We start from the raw sequence: 15,984 nt of genomic DNA on the forward strand, positions 1-15,984 counted from the left end.
TGGTTAAAGATTACTCTTCATCCGTAAAATGATACTCAGACATCATATGCCCAAGTTCGGTGGATTTAGTCTTTAAGTAAGCTTCATTGTAGCGGTTTTTACCGACTTGCAGGGGAACACGTTCAACCACTTCGATGCCGATTTCTTTCATCGCTTTGACTTTGCGAGGGTTATTGGTCATTAAGCGTACATGCTTCACGCCAATTTGTTCAAGCATAGGTTGGATCATATCGTATTTACGCATATCCGCCGGGAAACCTAATTGCTCATTCGCCTCAACCGTATTGGCGCCTTTATCCTGCAATTCATAGGCACGGATCTTATTCAGCAGACCAATACCGCGGCCTTCTTGGCGCAAATATAAGATAAATCCACTGCCGGTTTCGGCAATGTTTTGCATCGCAGTTTGCAGCTGGAAGCCACAGTCACAGCGTAAGCTAAACAAGGCATCGCCCGTAAGACACTCAGAGTGAATACGGCCTAATACGGGGGCATCGCTACTTAGGGTGCCAAATGTGAGGGCAACATGCTCTTTACCGGTTTCGGTATCTTCAAAACCGTGCATGGCAAAAACGCCCCAGGGAGTGGGTAATTTTGACGTCGCGACATATTTTATCGACATGACTTAACCTTAACGACTACTCTCATTCCATGAGACGGAAGGAACATCCATAAACAAAACGATGATTGGGCTCTTCGCCTACTGAGCGCCTATTCTAAAGCGTTTTCCATAATCACGAAATACTTTAGTAATTTAATCAACTATAAATCGAAACCTGCGGCGCTATCACGGCTATAACTCAATCCGTCGAACAACCATTCAAGGCGCTGCAAAATAGGCATGTACCTTATTTTGCAACTCAATGAATAACTTGCCAATAAAACTTAAAACTTTGCTGGAGCAAAACCCGTCACTTCGGTTAAGCCCATTTCGCGTCCTAATGCCGTCATAGGATGCACAACCACTAGGCCTTTGACTGACTTTTTCAGTTGACCCATGTCGGCTTGCTCAGCTTTGGTGAGGGCGCGGTGGAATGGCAAGTGTTGAATATCTGTACCTTGCTTTTGTAAAAGACGCGACTGCTGCGTTTTTACACTATTGATTTGCTTAGTGACCGCCGCAATCTCGCGTTTAAATTGCGCCACAATAACGGCATCGCCACGTTGCTCTGCTGCCGCCAGTTTACGACGAAACTTGTCTAACTTATCGTTAAGCTGCTGCAGTTCTTGCTTTAAATTCATCATGTTACCTTAAATTACTTAAGTGAATCCCAGTCAATATTTGCACCATTTTGGGCCTGAATGTCTGGGTCACTGTGTCAAGGTGTGGGATTATAACAGCAAGTTAGCGATCCTCGTTACCGCTTTTATAAGAAACGGATCACCTGATTGCTGCTGCCACGGTATGGCAAACTCGGATCGGCAAGGCTCTGCTCGAATTTACCATCCACCAGCACGTCCACATATTCCAGTACCGCACGCTGCTTATCCGTTAGCGCATCCCAGGTATAACCTGTCCACAGCCAAATATCTTTACCCGGACATTCGGTTTTCACCCGCTTTATTAACGCGAGTATTCCCTCAAGGTTGGCGGGTAAGAGTGGATCGCCCCCAGAGAGTGACAAGCCGCGGCGCACAATGCGCTCATCCTGCAGATCCGCAATAAGCGTATCTTCCATCGCCTTATCAAATAAATGGCCTGAGCGCACATCCCAAGTACTTTGATTATAGCAACCTCGGCATTGGTGCTCACAACCTGACACAAATAGGGTGACCCGGGTACCGGGGCCGTTCACCACGTCAACGGGATAATATTGGTGATAGTTCATTGCTGCGTCCGCGCTAGAGCCCAATATGATCACGGGCTAAACATCAAAGCACAGTCGCCACCAGTGCGATTGTGCCAGTGTAACAAAACAAACAAGGCAAAAGTGTTACAAGTGTTTGATCCTGCGTTTCACTTCTTCTTGCTTGCCATGGTTGAATGGTCTGGCATCGGGGCTACCTAAGTAACCGCATACACGGCGGGTGACAGATACCCGACTTGGCTCATGGTTGCCGCATTTAGGGCAAGTAAAACCTTTACTGGTACAACTAAACTCACCGGTAAAACCGCAGTCATAACATTCATCAATCGGCGTGTTAGTGCCGTAGTAAGGCACGCGGCTATAGCTGTAATCCCACACATTTTCGAGCGCTTCAATGTTGTGCTGCATATTGGGGTATTCGCCGTAGCAAATAAATCCGCCATTGGCGATCGCAGGATATGGCTGCTCAAAATCAATTTTATCGTAAGGATTCACCCGCTTTTCCACATCCAAGTGGAAGCTATTGGTGTAATAACCTTTATCGGTTACGCCTGCAACCACACCGAATTGGCGCGCATCGAGTTTACAGAAACGGCTGCAGAGGCTCTCACTCGGAGTGCTATAAAGGCTAAAGCCATAACCAGTTTCGGCCTTCCATGCATCGGTGGCCGCTTTAAGGTGCGCGACAATCGCCACCGCTTTTTCTCTAAGCTTGGCATCATCAAACACATGGGTTTCAGTGCCATAGAGCGCATTGATGGTTTCATGTAAACCTATATAGCCTAATGAAATCGATGCCCGACCATTTTTAAAGATTTGGGCGATATCATCATCGGCGCGCAGGCGCACACCACAGGCACCTTCCATATACAGAATCGGCGCAACTCTAGCTTTAACGCCATTTAAGCGTTCGATGCGGGTGTCTAATGCGCGGCGGGCAAGCAGTAAACGCTCATCTAAAATGCGGTAAAATTCAGCTTCATCGCCATTGGCCTCGAGAGCTACACGGGGCAAGTTTAAGCTCACAACTCCAAGGTTATTGCGCCCTTCATGGACCAGCTCGCCATTTTCTTTATAGGAGCCTAAAAAGCTGCGACAGCCCATTGGGGTTTTAAATGAACCCGTGACCTTTTCCACTTGCTCGTAGTTCAAAATATCTGGATACATACGCATGCTGGCGCATTTTAGGGCCATTTGTTTGACATCGTAGTTGCAATCACCGGCCTTGTGGTTAATGCCATCACGAATCGCAAACACTAACTTAGGGAACACGGCTGTCTTACGATTTTTACCTAGGCCCGTCATACGCACTTTCAACATGGATTGTTGAATTAAGCGCGACTCCCACGAGGTACCAAGACCAAAACCAAAGGTCACAAAGGGCGTTTGCCCATTGGCGGTATGTAAGGTATTCACTTCATATTCGAGAGATTGGAAAGCATCATGACATTCTTTTTCGGTGAGCGCCGTCGCATAGGCCTTGGCATCTTTTATCTGCCAATTGAGTGCCACTTGGTAGTGCTTGTCATAGCTCTTCGCCACAAAAGGTGCGAGCACTTCATCGATACGGTTAATCGTGGTGCCGCCATAAATATGGCTCGCCACTTGGGCAATAATCTGTGCTGTTACCGCCGTAGCGGTGGAGATGGATTTTGGGGTCTCAATTTCGGCGTTACCCATCTTAAAACCGTGGGTCAACATGCCCGCCAAATCAATCAACATACAGTTAAACATCGGGAAAAACGGCGAATAATCGAGGTCGTGATAATGGATTTCGCCAAGTTCATGGGCGGCCACTACATCCTTAGGCAGAATATGGCTCTTGGCGTAATGTTTCGCGACGATACCCGCGAGCAGATCCCGCTGGGTTGGGATCACTTTAGAGTCTTTATTGGCGTTTTCATTTAACAGTGCCGCATTGCTCTGCTCGACTAAACCACGGATTTCGAGATTGAGCTTACTGGTCGCATCGCGGCAAATATCTCTGTCGTGGCGATACTCGATATAGACCCGCGCCAAGGATTTGTAAGGACCTTCCATCAAGAGATTTTCAACTGCGTCCTGTAAATGGTGGATCTCGACTTCTGCCAGATTGGCCACTCGCTCCCTCACACAGGCGGCAACCGTCGCGGCGTAGTCTGCATCCTCTATCCCAACCGAGTTTGCAGCCGCTATCACTGCATCTCTTATCCTTGTTTCATCAAAAGGTGTGCGGCAACCATCCCGCTTGATCACGACTGGCATTGTTCAGTTCCTCTCCATTCCGATTAAAATTAACACTACATATAGTGTTTAGATAATCAACAAACACAATATCTAGGCAATTAAGCGGCATTAACACCTAAAATTCCATGATCCAGATCATGATTTATCGGATGGATAAAAAGAACAAAGAAGAACTGTAGCCAAGCCCAATGATCTCAGTTTTAAGCCTTGACCTTGGCCATAAAGCAGGATAGCGGACGCTAAAAATGAACGCTAATAACGACAAAGGACCTTGGCCCTAAAGCCAAAGTCCTTGGAAGAAAAGAAGTCCTTAGCTCGGCGTTTGCCCTTAGCTCAGGTTACACTCAGACAGGGTTAACGCTTGGCTAAGGCAAGATAACTACTCAGTTGCCCCGATGCCGATTGCTGCATCCCCATGGAGGAAGCCACTTGCATCGTCGATTTAAGCCCCTGCCATAACTGCTTTTGGCTGTCACTCAGTGTTGGATTGCTATTTAGATAATCGGTTAACTGGCCAAATACCTTGGTGGCTTTTTGTGCAAGCACTGGGGATTGCGCATCATCCATATTCGACAACACGTTTTTAGCATCAACTAAGGTGTTGATCATCGGACTGTTTGGTGACTTTTCCGCTAAGGACTTCAGCTCGTCGTCGATAAAATCCTGCAGAGATTGCTTGCTCGGCTTTTGGCTCGGCAAATTAATGCCGTTTTGTGACAGGCGCTCAACCTGTGCATCGGACAAAATGCCGTCCTTTTGCAGCCGAGACACTAGGGCCGGAATATCGGACACACTAAACTGGCCATCGGCAAAAAAGTCCTTCGACATGGCTTGGATTTTTTGTGCCCGAAGCGCACGGGGCGACAAGGCAATCTCATCACTCGGTTTCGCTTCAGTTTTAGGCGTATCCTTGGTGGATGAGTTGGCATCCGTGCTGGACTCTGTCTTACTTGCGTCAGTCTTACTTGTGTCTGTCTTACTCGTGTCCGTCTTCTTGCTGTTCAGGCCATAGGCATCGGCAACACTGCTACGGTTCAGATTTAAGGCATTTAAAAGAGGATTCATCGTCAATAATTCGGCATCTAACACTGTGTGATGGGGTTAAAGCAAAAAATAAGCCAATCAAACAGTCACTTGCCTAAATTATTATTCGTTTCGCGATCACGTGCTTGCCAGAACGAACAAAATCTAATCTCGAAACGTCAACACGCCCTAAGTATCCTCGCGACTTAGCCTTTCCAGATCGCGGCTTCAATCAAGTGCGCGACTTTAGCAACAGCCGCCTCCCCCGCCGCTATGGCCTCATCGGCACGGTGAAATTCCATAGTACCGATATTGGCAACTTCTGGCACAACTAGGACATCGGGCGGATCTCCCATCAAACGTGCCCGCTTATGGCGCTGCTCTAAAATCCCCATCGACTGAGACATCACCGCAATCATACCGGGGTTAGATTTAGTGCCGAGGGAAAACTTGTCGGTTAAGCTGCTGACATACTCCCGCCCCCTAGCAAATAAATCCATAAAGCCAGTTTCTTGGCGCGCGGGCATTTCGGTTTCTTCCTTCGGCGCCTTATGGCTGGTCATATTGACGGGCAATACCTGCAGCCGCCCCGAATGAAACCCGTGCAAATCCACGGCAATCACAATATCGACGCCCATCGCGCGGCTCACTGACACAGGCACAGGGTTCACCACAGCGCCATCGACTAACCAACGGTCTCCTTGACGCACTGGGGCTAATATCCCCGGCATTGAGCAAGAGGCGCGCACGGCTTGGCGTAAATCGCCATGGCGAAACCAGATTTCTTGCCCCGAATACAAGTCAGTCGCGATTGCTGCAAAGGGTCGCTCGAGCTCTTCAATATTGATATCACCGATGCGCGATTGCAGCACATCGAAGACTTTCTCGCCGCCGATCAAACCGCCCTTACGCCAACGAATATCCATTAACCCGAGGACATCCCAGCTCGAAAAACTGCGCACCCACTCCTCAAGCTCGGTCAAATGATTATGGGCATAGGCCGCCCCGACGAGCGCGCCGATTGAACATCCGGCCACTTTATCGGGTTTGACTCCCATGGCGGCAAGGCCATTGAGTACACCGATGTGAGCCCAGCCCTTGGCGGCTCCGCTTCCAAGAGCGATGCCAATGGTGGGTTTTGTCCCCTTGCCCATAATATGTTTCCCTTAACAACTCACTGATTTGAATAAGCTAAGTTCCGCTCTGAACACTGTCAATGATTAATAGCTGATTATTTGTGAACTCAAGTAATGGGTGGCATTAAGAGCATTTTAACAACCAGCCTACCTAACGAACCTATGAAACGGTTCTGCATATCGAGAGTGAAGAACCAATGGCGGCTAGCCATATCTGCGGCGATTTAACGGATCCAGTAAGATAATGACCAATCAAGATAGCTGAGCATAGTGATTTAAGGCTATAATCTGCCCTCACTCAGATTTAGGGGATATACCTTTGCAGTTTACTGATTTTTCTCTGGACCAGCGTCTGTTACAAAGCTTAAAGCATATGGGGATTGCGACCCCAACCGCCATCCAGGAACAAGCACTGCCTATCGCATTGGCAGGTAAAGATTTAATGGCGTCATCAAAAACAGGATCGGGTAAGACCTTAGCGTTTTTGTTGCCAGCGATGCAAAGGGTTATCTCCACCCGCGCCTTAACCAAGCGCGATCCTAGAGTACTGATTTTATTACCAACCCGCGAATTGGCCCACCAAGTGTATAGCCAGCTACGTTTGCTGGTTGCCAACACTCAGTACAAAGCCATTAGCGTGTTGGGCGGTGAGAACTTTAACGATCAAGCCAAGGCGCTGGCAAAAGAGCCGCATTTTATCGTGGCAACGCCGGGACGTATCGCCGATCATTTAGAGCAAAAAAACCTCTTCCTCAATGGATTAGAACTGCTTGTCCTCGATGAAGCCGACCGTATGCTGGATCTGGGTTTTGCGCCGCAATTAAAAGCCATTAACGCCGCTGCAGATCATAAGCGCCGTCAAACCTTAATGTTTTCGGCCACCTTAGATCACAGTGAAATCAATGAGATTGCCGCCGCATTACTCAAAAATCCATCACATGTGGCGATTGGTGCAGCCCACACTGAGCATCAGGACATTACCCAACGGATTTATCTGTGTGATCATTTAGATCACAAAGAAGCCCTGCTCACGCGTTTGCTCAGCGATGAAACCCACAAACAAGTGATTATTTTTACCGCCACCCGCGCCGATACCGAGCGCTTAGCCAGCAAACTCTCGGCGCAAGGTTTTGCCACCGCGGCGTTAAGCGGCGAGCTGAAGCAGGCGGCCCGTAATCAAATCATGGACCAATTTGCCCGCGGTCAGCAGCAGATTCTGGTGACCACAGATGTGGCATCCCGTGGCTTAGACTTACTCAATGTCTCCCTCGTCATTAACTTCGACATGCCAAAATTTGCCGAAGAATATGTCCACCGTATCGGTCGTACCGGCCGCGCGGGCGCAAAAGGTGATGCTATCTCCCTCGTTGGCCCTAAGGATTGGGATAACTTTAAGAAAGTACAACTCTTCCTCAGAAAGACCTTTGAGATCAGTGTCATTCAGGGCCTCGAAGCTAAATTTAGTGGTTTAAAAGACAAGCCAAAGACTGCCGCAACTAAAGCGGTCGCTAAGGCTAGTACAAAAGCCAAAGCGAAAACCAAGTCAAAAACGGTTAAAACAGCCGCCTCCCGTGACAAACGCTTTATCACTGGGGTTGATGTGGGTGATGCGCCCATGCGTAAAAAACCTGCGGCGCCTCTGCTGCAGGATTATGACGACGAGCGTTAATGATTTACTCGCGAGAGTCCATAGTGCAGACTCTCGACATTACGGGTGGGAATATGCTCCTGCCATATGTAAGAAATGTTGATATTTAAAGGTGTAACATGCGAATTTGTGGTGTTGAATTAAAAGGCGGCGAAGCCATTATCAGTCTGCTGAGCTACGAAGGTGAAACCTTCAACGTACCAAGCTGCCGTAAAGTGTCTTTTAGCGTCGCTCAATCAGCCTCAGCGGAAACTATCCGTGAATTTCACTTCGCTTTCCATAAGTTAATGGAAGATTATAAGGTCGATGAAATCGTCGTTATCGAGCGCGAGCAAAAAGGCAAACTGGCAGGCTCTGCCACCAGCTTTAAACTCGAAGCCGCAATTCAACTCGGCGATCTGCCGGTGACCTTGTTATCGCCTGTTGCGATCAAGGAACAAAACAAGCGTAATCCGCCTCAAGTTGATTTTGACAGCTTAGATCTCAAACGCGTCCAACAACCCGCCTTTGAGGCCGCCTACGCTCAGCAAAATCGCCGTATCTTCGGTAAAGCTTAAAGCCTGTGAGCTTAGCGCGGCAGTAGCGCTAAGCTCGTTTCCCCACAGCTCAAAACAATGCAAACCTTAAAATATTTAAGCGGTTATAGTCCGGATATCCAACGCCAAGTTCAACAGCTACTCGAAGGTGGGAAGCTTGCGGATGTTTTGCTGCGTCGTCATCCCACAGTCCACGAGATCCGCAGCGACAAAGCCCTCTATGACTATACCCAAGGGATAAAAAATCAGTTTTTACGCCAATCCTCTCCCCTGTCGAAAGTGATCTTCGATGATAAAATTAGCATGAGTCATCATGCACTTGGCTTACATTCTTACGTCTCCAGAGTGCAAGGGAATAAAATCAAGGCTAAGAACGAAATCCGTATCTCTTCACGTTTAAAGCGCGTCCCCGAACCCTTGCTCAGAATGGTGGTTGTACACGAACTCGCCCACTTAAAAGAGAAGGATCATAATAAAGCTTTCTATAAGTTGTGTACTTATATGGAGCCCGATTACCATCAATTCGAATTCGATCTGCGTTTACTGCTAACCTGTATCGACGCTAATCAATCGCCCTACTCAAACTAAACAAACTTATTCGACTAGGCTCGCATTTTACTCATCGATTTATCACGCACAGTTGACTGATAATAATTTTCATTTAGAATGAATCTGTCTTATCCGTTACCGCACTACAGCCGTGTAAAAGTCGTATGAAAAAGCAAAAGATTAGTAAAAAGCTAGAAAAGTGGTGTAACAAACAGGCCAAGAAACTGCAAAAGCAGCAGGCAAAATCCAATCGCCCTATTGAATTGCAAAACCTTTTTTCGGCAAATACACCAATAATGCATACGACTCATGCTCAAAATAAAAAACAGCAGCGTAAACACTTAAGCCAATTATTGTCCGAATATCTGGCAAAACAGCATATCCAAACCCTCGATAAGACCGCCCGCAAGAAACAACTTAAATTAGCTAAAGCCCATTTTAGTGCCGCGAATGATGCTAAATTTTTAGCATCCGCCGTTATTAAGCGTATTCGTCCATTACCCACTGAACGCAGTTTTGCACTTCGTCCCTTTAAAAAATCCCCCTGCGGAGGCTGCCCAGCTTTAAAAGGTCGCCTGTGTAAATGTGCGTTAAAGGCAATGCAGAAACGTCAGGCTAGTTAATTCATTTGAGTTAACGACTTATTAGCCGTAATCCATCAAACTCAATACAAGCTAGCTAGCGCAAGCCATGTGACTCGCTTATTTCGGCACTGACACATCTATAAGCCGATATCTACTTTTATCCTTTCAGTTGTGTATATACGTGTTAATGCGGCCTACTTCACTCTATCCATCACTTATTAAAGCAGTAAAGCTCAATCCGTATTCGTCCCAATACCAACCCTATTAAGCTTGTATGTTGATGAACACCGCGCTTTCCAGCGGTTATACTAAACGCAGCGCAAATAAAAACGCCGATGACATCAGATTCATCGGCGTTTTTATATTCGGTTCGCTCGGATTAATGAATGGCTTAACCTAAATTCATTAACGCTTGGCGGCTCTTCACGATATTGGTGAAGGTACGTAATTCTTGGTTCGCTAATTGGCTTGCCATCGGGATATCGGCTCTCATTGGATCCACTGGCTTACCATTAACGTGGAATTCATAATGTAAATGTGGACCAGTAGAACGTCCGGTATTACCTGATAAAGCAATCACTTGGCCACGAGTGACTCTCTGACCTTTGCGCACTAATGCCTTAGAAAGGTGTAAATAACGTGTACGGTACTTACCACCGTGTTCAATCACAATATATTTACCCGCGAATTGGTGATCGGTGACTAAACTTACGACACCATCGCCAGGGGCAATAACTTTAGTACCAATAGGCACTGAAAAGTCGGTACCGTTATGGGGTGAAATACGGCCAGTAATTGGATGTTTACGAGTCGGGTTAAAACGAGAACTCATGCGTGGTTGTTTAGCCAATGGAATACGTTGGAAGGCACGCACTAAGCTTTGGCCTTTCGCATCATAATAACTGCCATCGGTATGTTGGAATGCACTAATTTCGGAGCGACCCGTTTTAATGCTCACGCCTAATATTTGGCTGCTTCCGGTTGCTTCGCCCTCAACATATTGATCATTTACCAAAACAGAAAATTTATCACCCGCACGTAAATCCCGAGCAAAATTCACTTTCTCTTTGAGTAAATCTTCAATCCGCTGAATATCGGCCGCCGCTAAACCCATTTTTTGCGCCGAAACATAGAATGAGCCTTTAATATCGCCAGTAACAATACGGTTTTGCCATACACCTTCAACGTTAATTTCTTCAACGTTAAAGCTGCCATCTTCGTAACGGGTAAATACCACTTGGCGGGCAGCGTTAAAATACAGTTCTAACTTTTGCAGTTGGCCTTCATTATCCAGCCAAAATTGAATACGGTTACCGGGTAATAAGGTATCAAGCGCCAGAATGTTTAAGTCGGCTTCTAATACTTTATACATGGTTTGTTGGTCAACACCGGCTTTAGAAAATAAAGCACTTAAGGTATCGCCTGAGGCAATGACACGTTCAAAATGAGGGGTATTATCGACAATTGGAGCCGTTTCAACAGGCTCAGAAACCTGTGGCAAAATCGTCTCAAGATCGAGCGCGACGGGAATACGTTGAGCTGTAGGAACCACATGGTTGGCATTCGGCATTAACATCGCCGCACCGATTAATAAACCACCAACTAGGAGAATATTTTTATGGGCTGAAGATAAATTCTGCAAACGAATTTGCGGAAAATTAGCCAAATTGGGTTTACCTGTCTGCAACGCTTTCACCTTTTGTTATCGTTATTGCGTTATATTTTTGAACCAGTCCCACAGGGGGAAGCCCGAATTTTGTCAACTTATCCCAAAAAACCGATTATGACAAACGCTATTTTGCACTTTTATAGCACTATTTACTAAAAACATGCGTCAGTTAGCACTTTAAACCGATTGTGTGTTCTGTATATAGATGTTAAATAGCGCAAAGTATCGTTTATCATTTCAATAAAAACAAAGTGTTAAGCTAATACTTCTCCACTTAAGTCACACTAAGGCAAAATCACCTTGATTTCACTCCCATGGGAGGTTTTCAAGATATCAATTCGGGTGCCTATCTGCTCTTTCATTTCAGACACATGGGAAATCACCCCAATCATCCTGCCCGCCGACTGCAAATCCATCAGGGTTCGAATGGCAAGTTCGAGTGAGTCCTGATCTAAGCTGCCAAAGCCTTCGTCGATAAATAAGGTATCGAGTTTTATCCCCCCCGCGTAGGCTTGAACCACATCCGATAAGCCCAAGGCCATCGACAAGGCCGCCATAAAACTCTCACCACCACTTAAGGTCGCCACGGGACGCACTTTAGAGGTGTAGGCATCCTCGACTTCAAGCTCCAGCCCTGAAGCCTTATTGCCCTTCGCTCTGTCTTCCTTGCGCAATAATCGGTAGCGCCCCTTACTCATTAAATGCAGCCTCTGCGTTGCCGCAAGTAACACATCGTCGAGCAATACGCTAAGTACAAAGCGTTGCAGTGAAATTTTGTTGCCGGTATTACCGTTGGCAACATCGGCCAAAGTGCCAATCACTGCGTATTCATCCTCGAGGGATTTGGCCTTTTGATCGACAATCGCCAGCTGAGTTTGGGTATTGTTAAGTAGGGTGAGCCGAGTATTGAGTTGACTCCATACCTCTTCCGCCGTTTTAAGCTGTGCGAGTCGCTCCGAGAGCAAGGCCTCTAAGGCATCAAGATCGGGTGATGTCGACTCGCTCAACTTGGTTTTAAGCTGAGTCAGTTGCGACTGATTTAAGGCGCACTGCCTATGATAGGTCTCTATGCCCTCAGCCAGCACCTGCATTTGTTCATCCGTTAGCAAGGCCTCGCGCAATGCATCTCTATCGGTAAAGGCTGCATTATCCAGCGCCGCCAATAGTGCCTGCTGTGCTTGCGCCTGCAGCTCTGCCGCGCCATTACAACGCTCTATCGCCGCCGATAATGCCGTTTGCGCCGCCACACTCTGCTGCGCCGCCTGCTGCTGCGCGGCTCTGAGCGTATCTATCTGATGTTTTATCTGCTCGAGTTGCTGCAGGTTATTCGCAATCGCTTGGTTCAATACCTCCAGAGTTCGGTATTCTTCTGGGATCCGCAGCGCTTTTTCCGCAAATTGACCCGATAAGCGCTCGACTTTGCCTTCTTGTTCACGGTAACGCTCACGCTCAAGTTCTAATTGCTGCGTCAATGTCGACTCTTGCTGTTGCAAGGTTTTGATCTGTTCCTGTAACTGCTGTAGCGCTTGCGCCGCAGCGTCTGCCTGTTTGGCTTGCAGTGTCAGTTCGTCTAACGTTTGGCGATGGGATTCAAGCGACAACTCAACCTTATCACCAAGGGCTGTTGCCAGCTCATTCGCCTGCTGTTGCTGTGTTTCTAATTGCTTTTGCAGCCCGCGATATTCTGTCCGCGCTTTATTGAGATTATCGAGCGCCAAGGCCTCGGCATCCTGCGCCGCTTGCAATTGTAGATCCGTTGGCAACTCCTCATGGCTCACCGCGGGTTGAGGATGGGCCGAACTGCCACAAACTGGGCATGGCTCATGGGGTTTTAACTCTCTAGCTAAAATAGCAGCCTGACCTTGAAACCATGTCAGCTGCAAAGACTTGTAAGCCGTTGAGGCTCCTTGATATTGGGTATTAAGTGCTTTTCCTTGTGAGCCGACCTGCTCAAGAATCCCTTGAGTGTGCGCGACTTTGGCACAGATCTGCTGCCACTGCTTGAACTGCTCGAGCATATGACGGTGCTGCTGCAGCGCCTGCGCAGTGGCAAGTTGCTGCTCACTTTGCGATTGCAAGGCTGGCAGTTGAGCCTCACAATGGCTGCGCTGCTCAACTAACGTTGCAAGCGCATTTTTACTCTCCTGCCCCTGCAATTTGGTATGTTGTAGTATCTCTTTAGCCTGCGCTAAAGCTTGTTCAAGGCTGGCAAACTCTGCCAGCTGTGGCACTAACGCACTGAGATGACTGTGTTGCTGCTCAAGGTCGCGCAACTTATGTTCGAGGGGAATGATTTCCTGCGCCGCGGTTTCAGCATGAGCGAGTGCGAGCTTAGCAGCATCGAGTGTCGACTGCGCGCTATCGCGCTGAGTGGCGGCGAGACTCGCTTCTTGCTCCCGCGACAAGGCGTTATCTAATAAGGGTTTTATACGCAGTGCTTGCTTGGCGATGTCAAGCCGTGCCGTTTGGGTTGCAATCTTCCCTTGTTGCTCATTAAGGCGAGATGCCTCAGCCTCCAATTCCTGTAAGCGAGTAAATTCAGCAAAGAGTTGCTGCGCGCTATCACGCTGTTTTAATGCCGCTAAATGCGCCGCAACACTCTGCTCCTTTGCCGCCGTTGCCGCCGCGAATTCGGGTTCAATGTGACTAAACTCTGCGGCAAGTTCATCATCGGATGTCAGTGCTGCCGTTTGCAAAATACCGTCGCGGCGGGCGCGCTGCTCTTTGACAAGGTTGCGAATATCCGCCGCCTTGGCTTTTAGGGTATCTTCGATGCGTTTATAAATATGAGTTTGAAATAGCTGGCTAAAAATTTGCTCACGCGCCTTAGAGTCGGCCATCAGCAATTCGCGAAACTTCCCCTGCGGGAGCACCATCACTTGACGGAACTGCTCCACATCTAAGCCGGTTAATGCCTCGATTTCGGCCGTGGCGTCTGATACTTTACTGGCGACGATAAGGGTTTCACTGCCGTCTGGGGCAATCTTATACAGCTGAGCCTCACTCTTTTGTACCGTTGAGCCATCACCGCTTTTCTTTAATCTTTCCTGCTCAGGGACGCGGCGAATTCGATAACCCGTACTACCTAATTGAAAACTAAAAGTCACCTCGGTGAGCAAGTTATCATCGGCCATATCACAGCGCATCTGGCTGCCTTCGCGCTCGTTACCTGTGGTTTTGCCGTAAAGTGCAAAACAAATTCCGTCGAGCAGCGTAGTTTTGCCCGCGCCAGTTGGCCCGTTGATCAGGAATAAGGGATTATCCCCCAGTTCAGTAAAATCAATGGTTTGAGTCGAGGCAAAGGGGCCAAAGGCCGACATTGATAGCGTGAGTGGCTTCATGCGGATTGCTCCCCTTTTGCTACAACGCGAGTAGATCCAACGCTATCCCCTTCATCCCTGTGAAGCTTAGTTAAAATCTCATCCATAACCGCTTGCTGCGCATCACTCAGCGCCTCGCCAGAGACTTGGCTGAAAAAATCACGGAACATGGCCATTTCACCTTTTTTGATATGGTCACGATTGAGTGCCACGGCCTGCTCGCCCGCCATTAATCCTGTGCGTTCTAGATGCAGCACATTGGGATAGACACTACGCAGTTTGCCCATAGCATCTAAAATGGCGTGTTTATCGAGGAGTCTAACCATCAGATAATCCTCACGCTTGGCATCGGTTTTCCCAAGGTCTAACAAATGTGCCAATTCCCCTTCGATAATCCGCACATCGCGTAGTACGGTTAAGGGCAAGAGTTGGATCTGCGCCGGAGTTTGCGCAGCAACGTCCACTAAAGTGACTGACTTGTGTTGATGCTGTTCGCTAAAGGAGTATTTCAAAATCGAGCCGGAATAACGTACATGCTCGCAACCTTTATATTGCGGTCCGTGCAAGTGGCCAAGGGCGACATAGTCAAACTCACTAAAAAGCCGTGGGGAAATTTTATCGGCGCCACCAATACTCAATGGCCGCTCGGACTCGGACTCACTACCGCCATCTAAAAAACAATGACTAACAACGACCTTAGGTAACCCTTGGCTATCGTGGGAGTGGATTTGTTCTAACAGTAGCGCCATCGCCTCTTCATGGCTGGATACACTAAGCCCATTAGCTTCCGCCCCAAATACTTGGCGCACGGTTGCAGGTTCGGCGTAAGGCAGCGGATAAAAGTAAGCATCGCCACTTGGGCTGGTTAAGCGGATCGGCGTTAAATCAGCCTGCAATGGCCCAATAATGTGCAAACCACTTGCCGCCATTTGCTTAGCTGCAAAACCTAAGCGTTCGTGCCCGTCGTGGTTACCGGCAATCATCAGCACTTGTACTCCTAACTCTGTGATAAGGCGATTAAGCACCTCATCGAGCAGAGTCACGGCGCTGGCGGGAGGAATCGACCTATCGTAAATATCCCCGGCAATAATCACCGCATCGACAGAGTGCTGCTCTGCCAATGTCACAATCTGATCAAGCACATAGGCTTGGTCTTCTAAGAGTGATTGATTGTGTAACTGGCGGCCAATGTGCCAGTCCGAGGTATGGATAAATCTCATCGTTGTTAAACCTTAATGGATACTAAGCCGATTCTATCGCACTGGTGCTTACCGTTTAACTTGCGAAGTTCCGGCACAAACGCTTGGCAATAACACCGCCAATTGACCCTAAAAACGCTTTAAAAATACTAGGTTACCCTAAACATTGCTGCGGAGTATAGCGAATACCAAGGGAGTGAAGAGATTTACAGCAATAAGGCCGAAAACTGTGCTTACTGCACTTATACAACCACATATTCGGCCTTATCAACGGAGAGGCAAATAC

13 protein-coding genes are annotated in these 15,984 nt (G+C 47.8%); 4 read left to right on the forward strand and 9 right to left on the reverse strand.

Annotation, left to right across the window (positions count from 1 at the left end):
- Positions 1-10: 10 nt before the first annotated feature.
- The 6 genes from ribA to rssA form a co-directional block, all read right to left on the reverse strand.
- On the reverse strand, positions 11-622 hold the full coding sequence (gene ribA, locus K0H59_RS13165; protein WP_023267813.1) for a GTP cyclohydrolase II: 612 nt from the start codon (positions 620-622) through the stop codon (positions 11-13).
- Positions 623-885: 263 nt separating this feature from the next.
- Positions 886-1,242: a YibL family ribosome-associated protein gene (locus K0H59_RS13170; protein WP_011717500.1), complete on the reverse strand. Its 357-nt coding sequence runs from the start codon at positions 1,240-1,242 to the stop codon at positions 886-888.
- A 125-nt stretch (positions 1,243-1,367) separates the two neighbouring features.
- A complete protein-coding gene (nrdG, locus tag K0H59_RS13175) occupies positions 1,368-1,829 on the reverse strand; it encodes an anaerobic ribonucleoside-triphosphate reductase-activating protein (RefSeq protein WP_088213056.1) in 462 nt (153 codons plus the stop codon).
- A 105-nt stretch (positions 1,830-1,934) separates the two neighbouring features.
- Positions 1,935-4,052, reverse strand: coding sequence for an anaerobic ribonucleoside-triphosphate reductase (gene nrdD, locus K0H59_RS13180; protein WP_086902592.1), 2,118 nt, complete (start codon positions 4,050-4,052; stop codon positions 1,935-1,937).
- A gap of 336 nt (positions 4,053-4,388) precedes the next feature.
- Positions 4,389-5,099 carry a hypothetical protein gene (locus K0H59_RS13185; RefSeq protein ID WP_220053370.1) on the reverse strand — a complete coding sequence of 237 codons (711 nt, stop codon included), beginning with the start codon at positions 5,097-5,099 and terminating at the stop codon, positions 4,389-4,391.
- Positions 5,100-5,263: 164 nt separating this feature from the next.
- Entirely contained in the window at positions 5,264-6,211 is a 948-nt protein-coding gene (gene rssA / locus K0H59_RS13190; protein WP_088213058.1) for a patatin-like phospholipase RssA, read from the reverse strand.
- Positions 6,212-6,512: 301 nt separating this feature from the next.
- On the opposite strand from rssA, the gene K0H59_RS13195 reads away from it, so the two are divergent.
- From K0H59_RS13195 to K0H59_RS13210, 4 genes are all read left to right on the forward strand, one after another.
- On the forward strand, positions 6,513-7,862 hold the full coding sequence (locus tag K0H59_RS13195; RefSeq protein ID WP_220053371.1) for a DEAD/DEAH box helicase: 1,350 nt from the start codon (positions 6,513-6,515) through the stop codon (positions 7,860-7,862).
- A 98-nt stretch (positions 7,863-7,960) separates the two neighbouring features.
- A complete protein-coding gene (locus K0H59_RS13200) occupies positions 7,961-8,398 on the forward strand; it encodes a DUF3010 family protein (protein WP_011623199.1) in 438 nt (145 codons plus the stop codon).
- A 57-nt stretch (positions 8,399-8,455) separates the two neighbouring features.
- Positions 8,456-8,965: a M48 family metallopeptidase gene (locus K0H59_RS13205; protein WP_011623200.1), complete on the forward strand. Its 510-nt coding sequence runs from the start codon at positions 8,456-8,458 to the stop codon at positions 8,963-8,965.
- Between the two features lie 125 nt (positions 8,966-9,090).
- Positions 9,091-9,549 carry a hypothetical protein gene (locus K0H59_RS13210; protein ID WP_220053372.1) on the forward strand — a complete coding sequence of 153 codons (459 nt, stop codon included), beginning with the start codon at positions 9,091-9,093 and terminating at the stop codon, positions 9,547-9,549.
- Positions 9,550-9,901: 352 nt separating this feature from the next.
- Here K0H59_RS13210 and K0H59_RS13215 read toward each other — a convergent pair whose 3' ends face one another.
- From K0H59_RS13215 to K0H59_RS13225, 3 genes are all read right to left on the reverse strand, one after another.
- On the reverse strand, positions 9,902-11,197 hold the full coding sequence (locus K0H59_RS13215; protein ID WP_088213063.1) for a peptidoglycan DD-metalloendopeptidase family protein: 1,296 nt from the start codon (positions 11,195-11,197) through the stop codon (positions 9,902-9,904).
- Positions 11,198-11,463: 266 nt separating this feature from the next.
- Entirely contained in the window at positions 11,464-14,520 is a 3,057-nt protein-coding gene (locus K0H59_RS13220) for an SbcC/MukB-like Walker B domain-containing protein (RefSeq protein ID WP_220053373.1), read from the reverse strand.
- Entirely contained in the window at positions 14,517-15,719 is a 1,203-nt protein-coding gene (locus K0H59_RS13225; protein ID WP_220053374.1) for an exonuclease SbcCD subunit D, read from the reverse strand. Before K0H59_RS13225 ends, K0H59_RS13220 begins: the two co-directional genes overlap by 4 nt.
- Positions 15,720-15,984 lie beyond the last annotated feature (265 nt).

The sequence above is a fragment of the Shewanella sp. FJAT-51649 genome (assembly GCF_019457435.1).
GTDB classification, from domain to species: Bacteria; Pseudomonadota; Gammaproteobacteria; order Enterobacterales; family Shewanellaceae; genus Shewanella; species Shewanella mangrovisoli.

Excerpts from the sequence above, each read along its gene's own strand:
- ribA (WP_023267813.1), bottom strand. The coding sequence starts at position 622 with ATGTCGATAAAATATGTCGCGACGTCAAAATTACCCACTCCCTGGGGC.
- K0H59_RS13170 (WP_011717500.1), bottom strand. The coding sequence starts at position 1,242 with ATGAATTTAAAGCAAGAACTGCAGCAGCTTAACGATAAGTTAGACAAG.
- nrdG (WP_088213056.1), bottom strand. The coding sequence starts at position 1,829 with ATGAACTATCACCAATATTATCCCGTTGACGTGGTGAACGGCCCCGGT.
- nrdD (WP_086902592.1), bottom strand. The coding sequence starts at position 4,052 with ATGCCAGTCGTGATCAAGCGGGATGGTTGCCGCACACCTTTTGATGAA.
- K0H59_RS13185 (WP_220053370.1), bottom strand. The coding sequence starts at position 5,099 with ATGAATCCTCTTTTAAATGCCTTAAATCTGAACCGTAGCAGTGTTGCC.
- rssA (WP_088213058.1), bottom strand. The coding sequence starts at position 6,211 with ATGGGCAAGGGGACAAAACCCACCATTGGCATCGCTCTTGGAAGCGGA.
- K0H59_RS13200 (WP_011623199.1), top strand. The coding sequence starts at position 7,961 with ATGCGAATTTGTGGTGTTGAATTAAAAGGCGGCGAAGCCATTATCAGT.
- K0H59_RS13205 (WP_011623200.1), top strand. The coding sequence starts at position 8,456 with ATGCAAACCTTAAAATATTTAAGCGGTTATAGTCCGGATATCCAACGC.
- K0H59_RS13210 (WP_220053372.1), top strand. The coding sequence starts at position 9,091 with ATGAAAAAGCAAAAGATTAGTAAAAAGCTAGAAAAGTGGTGTAACAAA.
- K0H59_RS13220 (WP_220053373.1), bottom strand. The coding sequence starts at position 14,520 with ATGAAGCCACTCACGCTATCAATGTCGGCCTTTGGCCCCTTTGCCTCG.
- K0H59_RS13225 (WP_220053374.1), bottom strand. The coding sequence starts at position 15,719 with ATGAGATTTATCCATACCTCGGACTGGCACATTGGCCGCCAGTTACAC.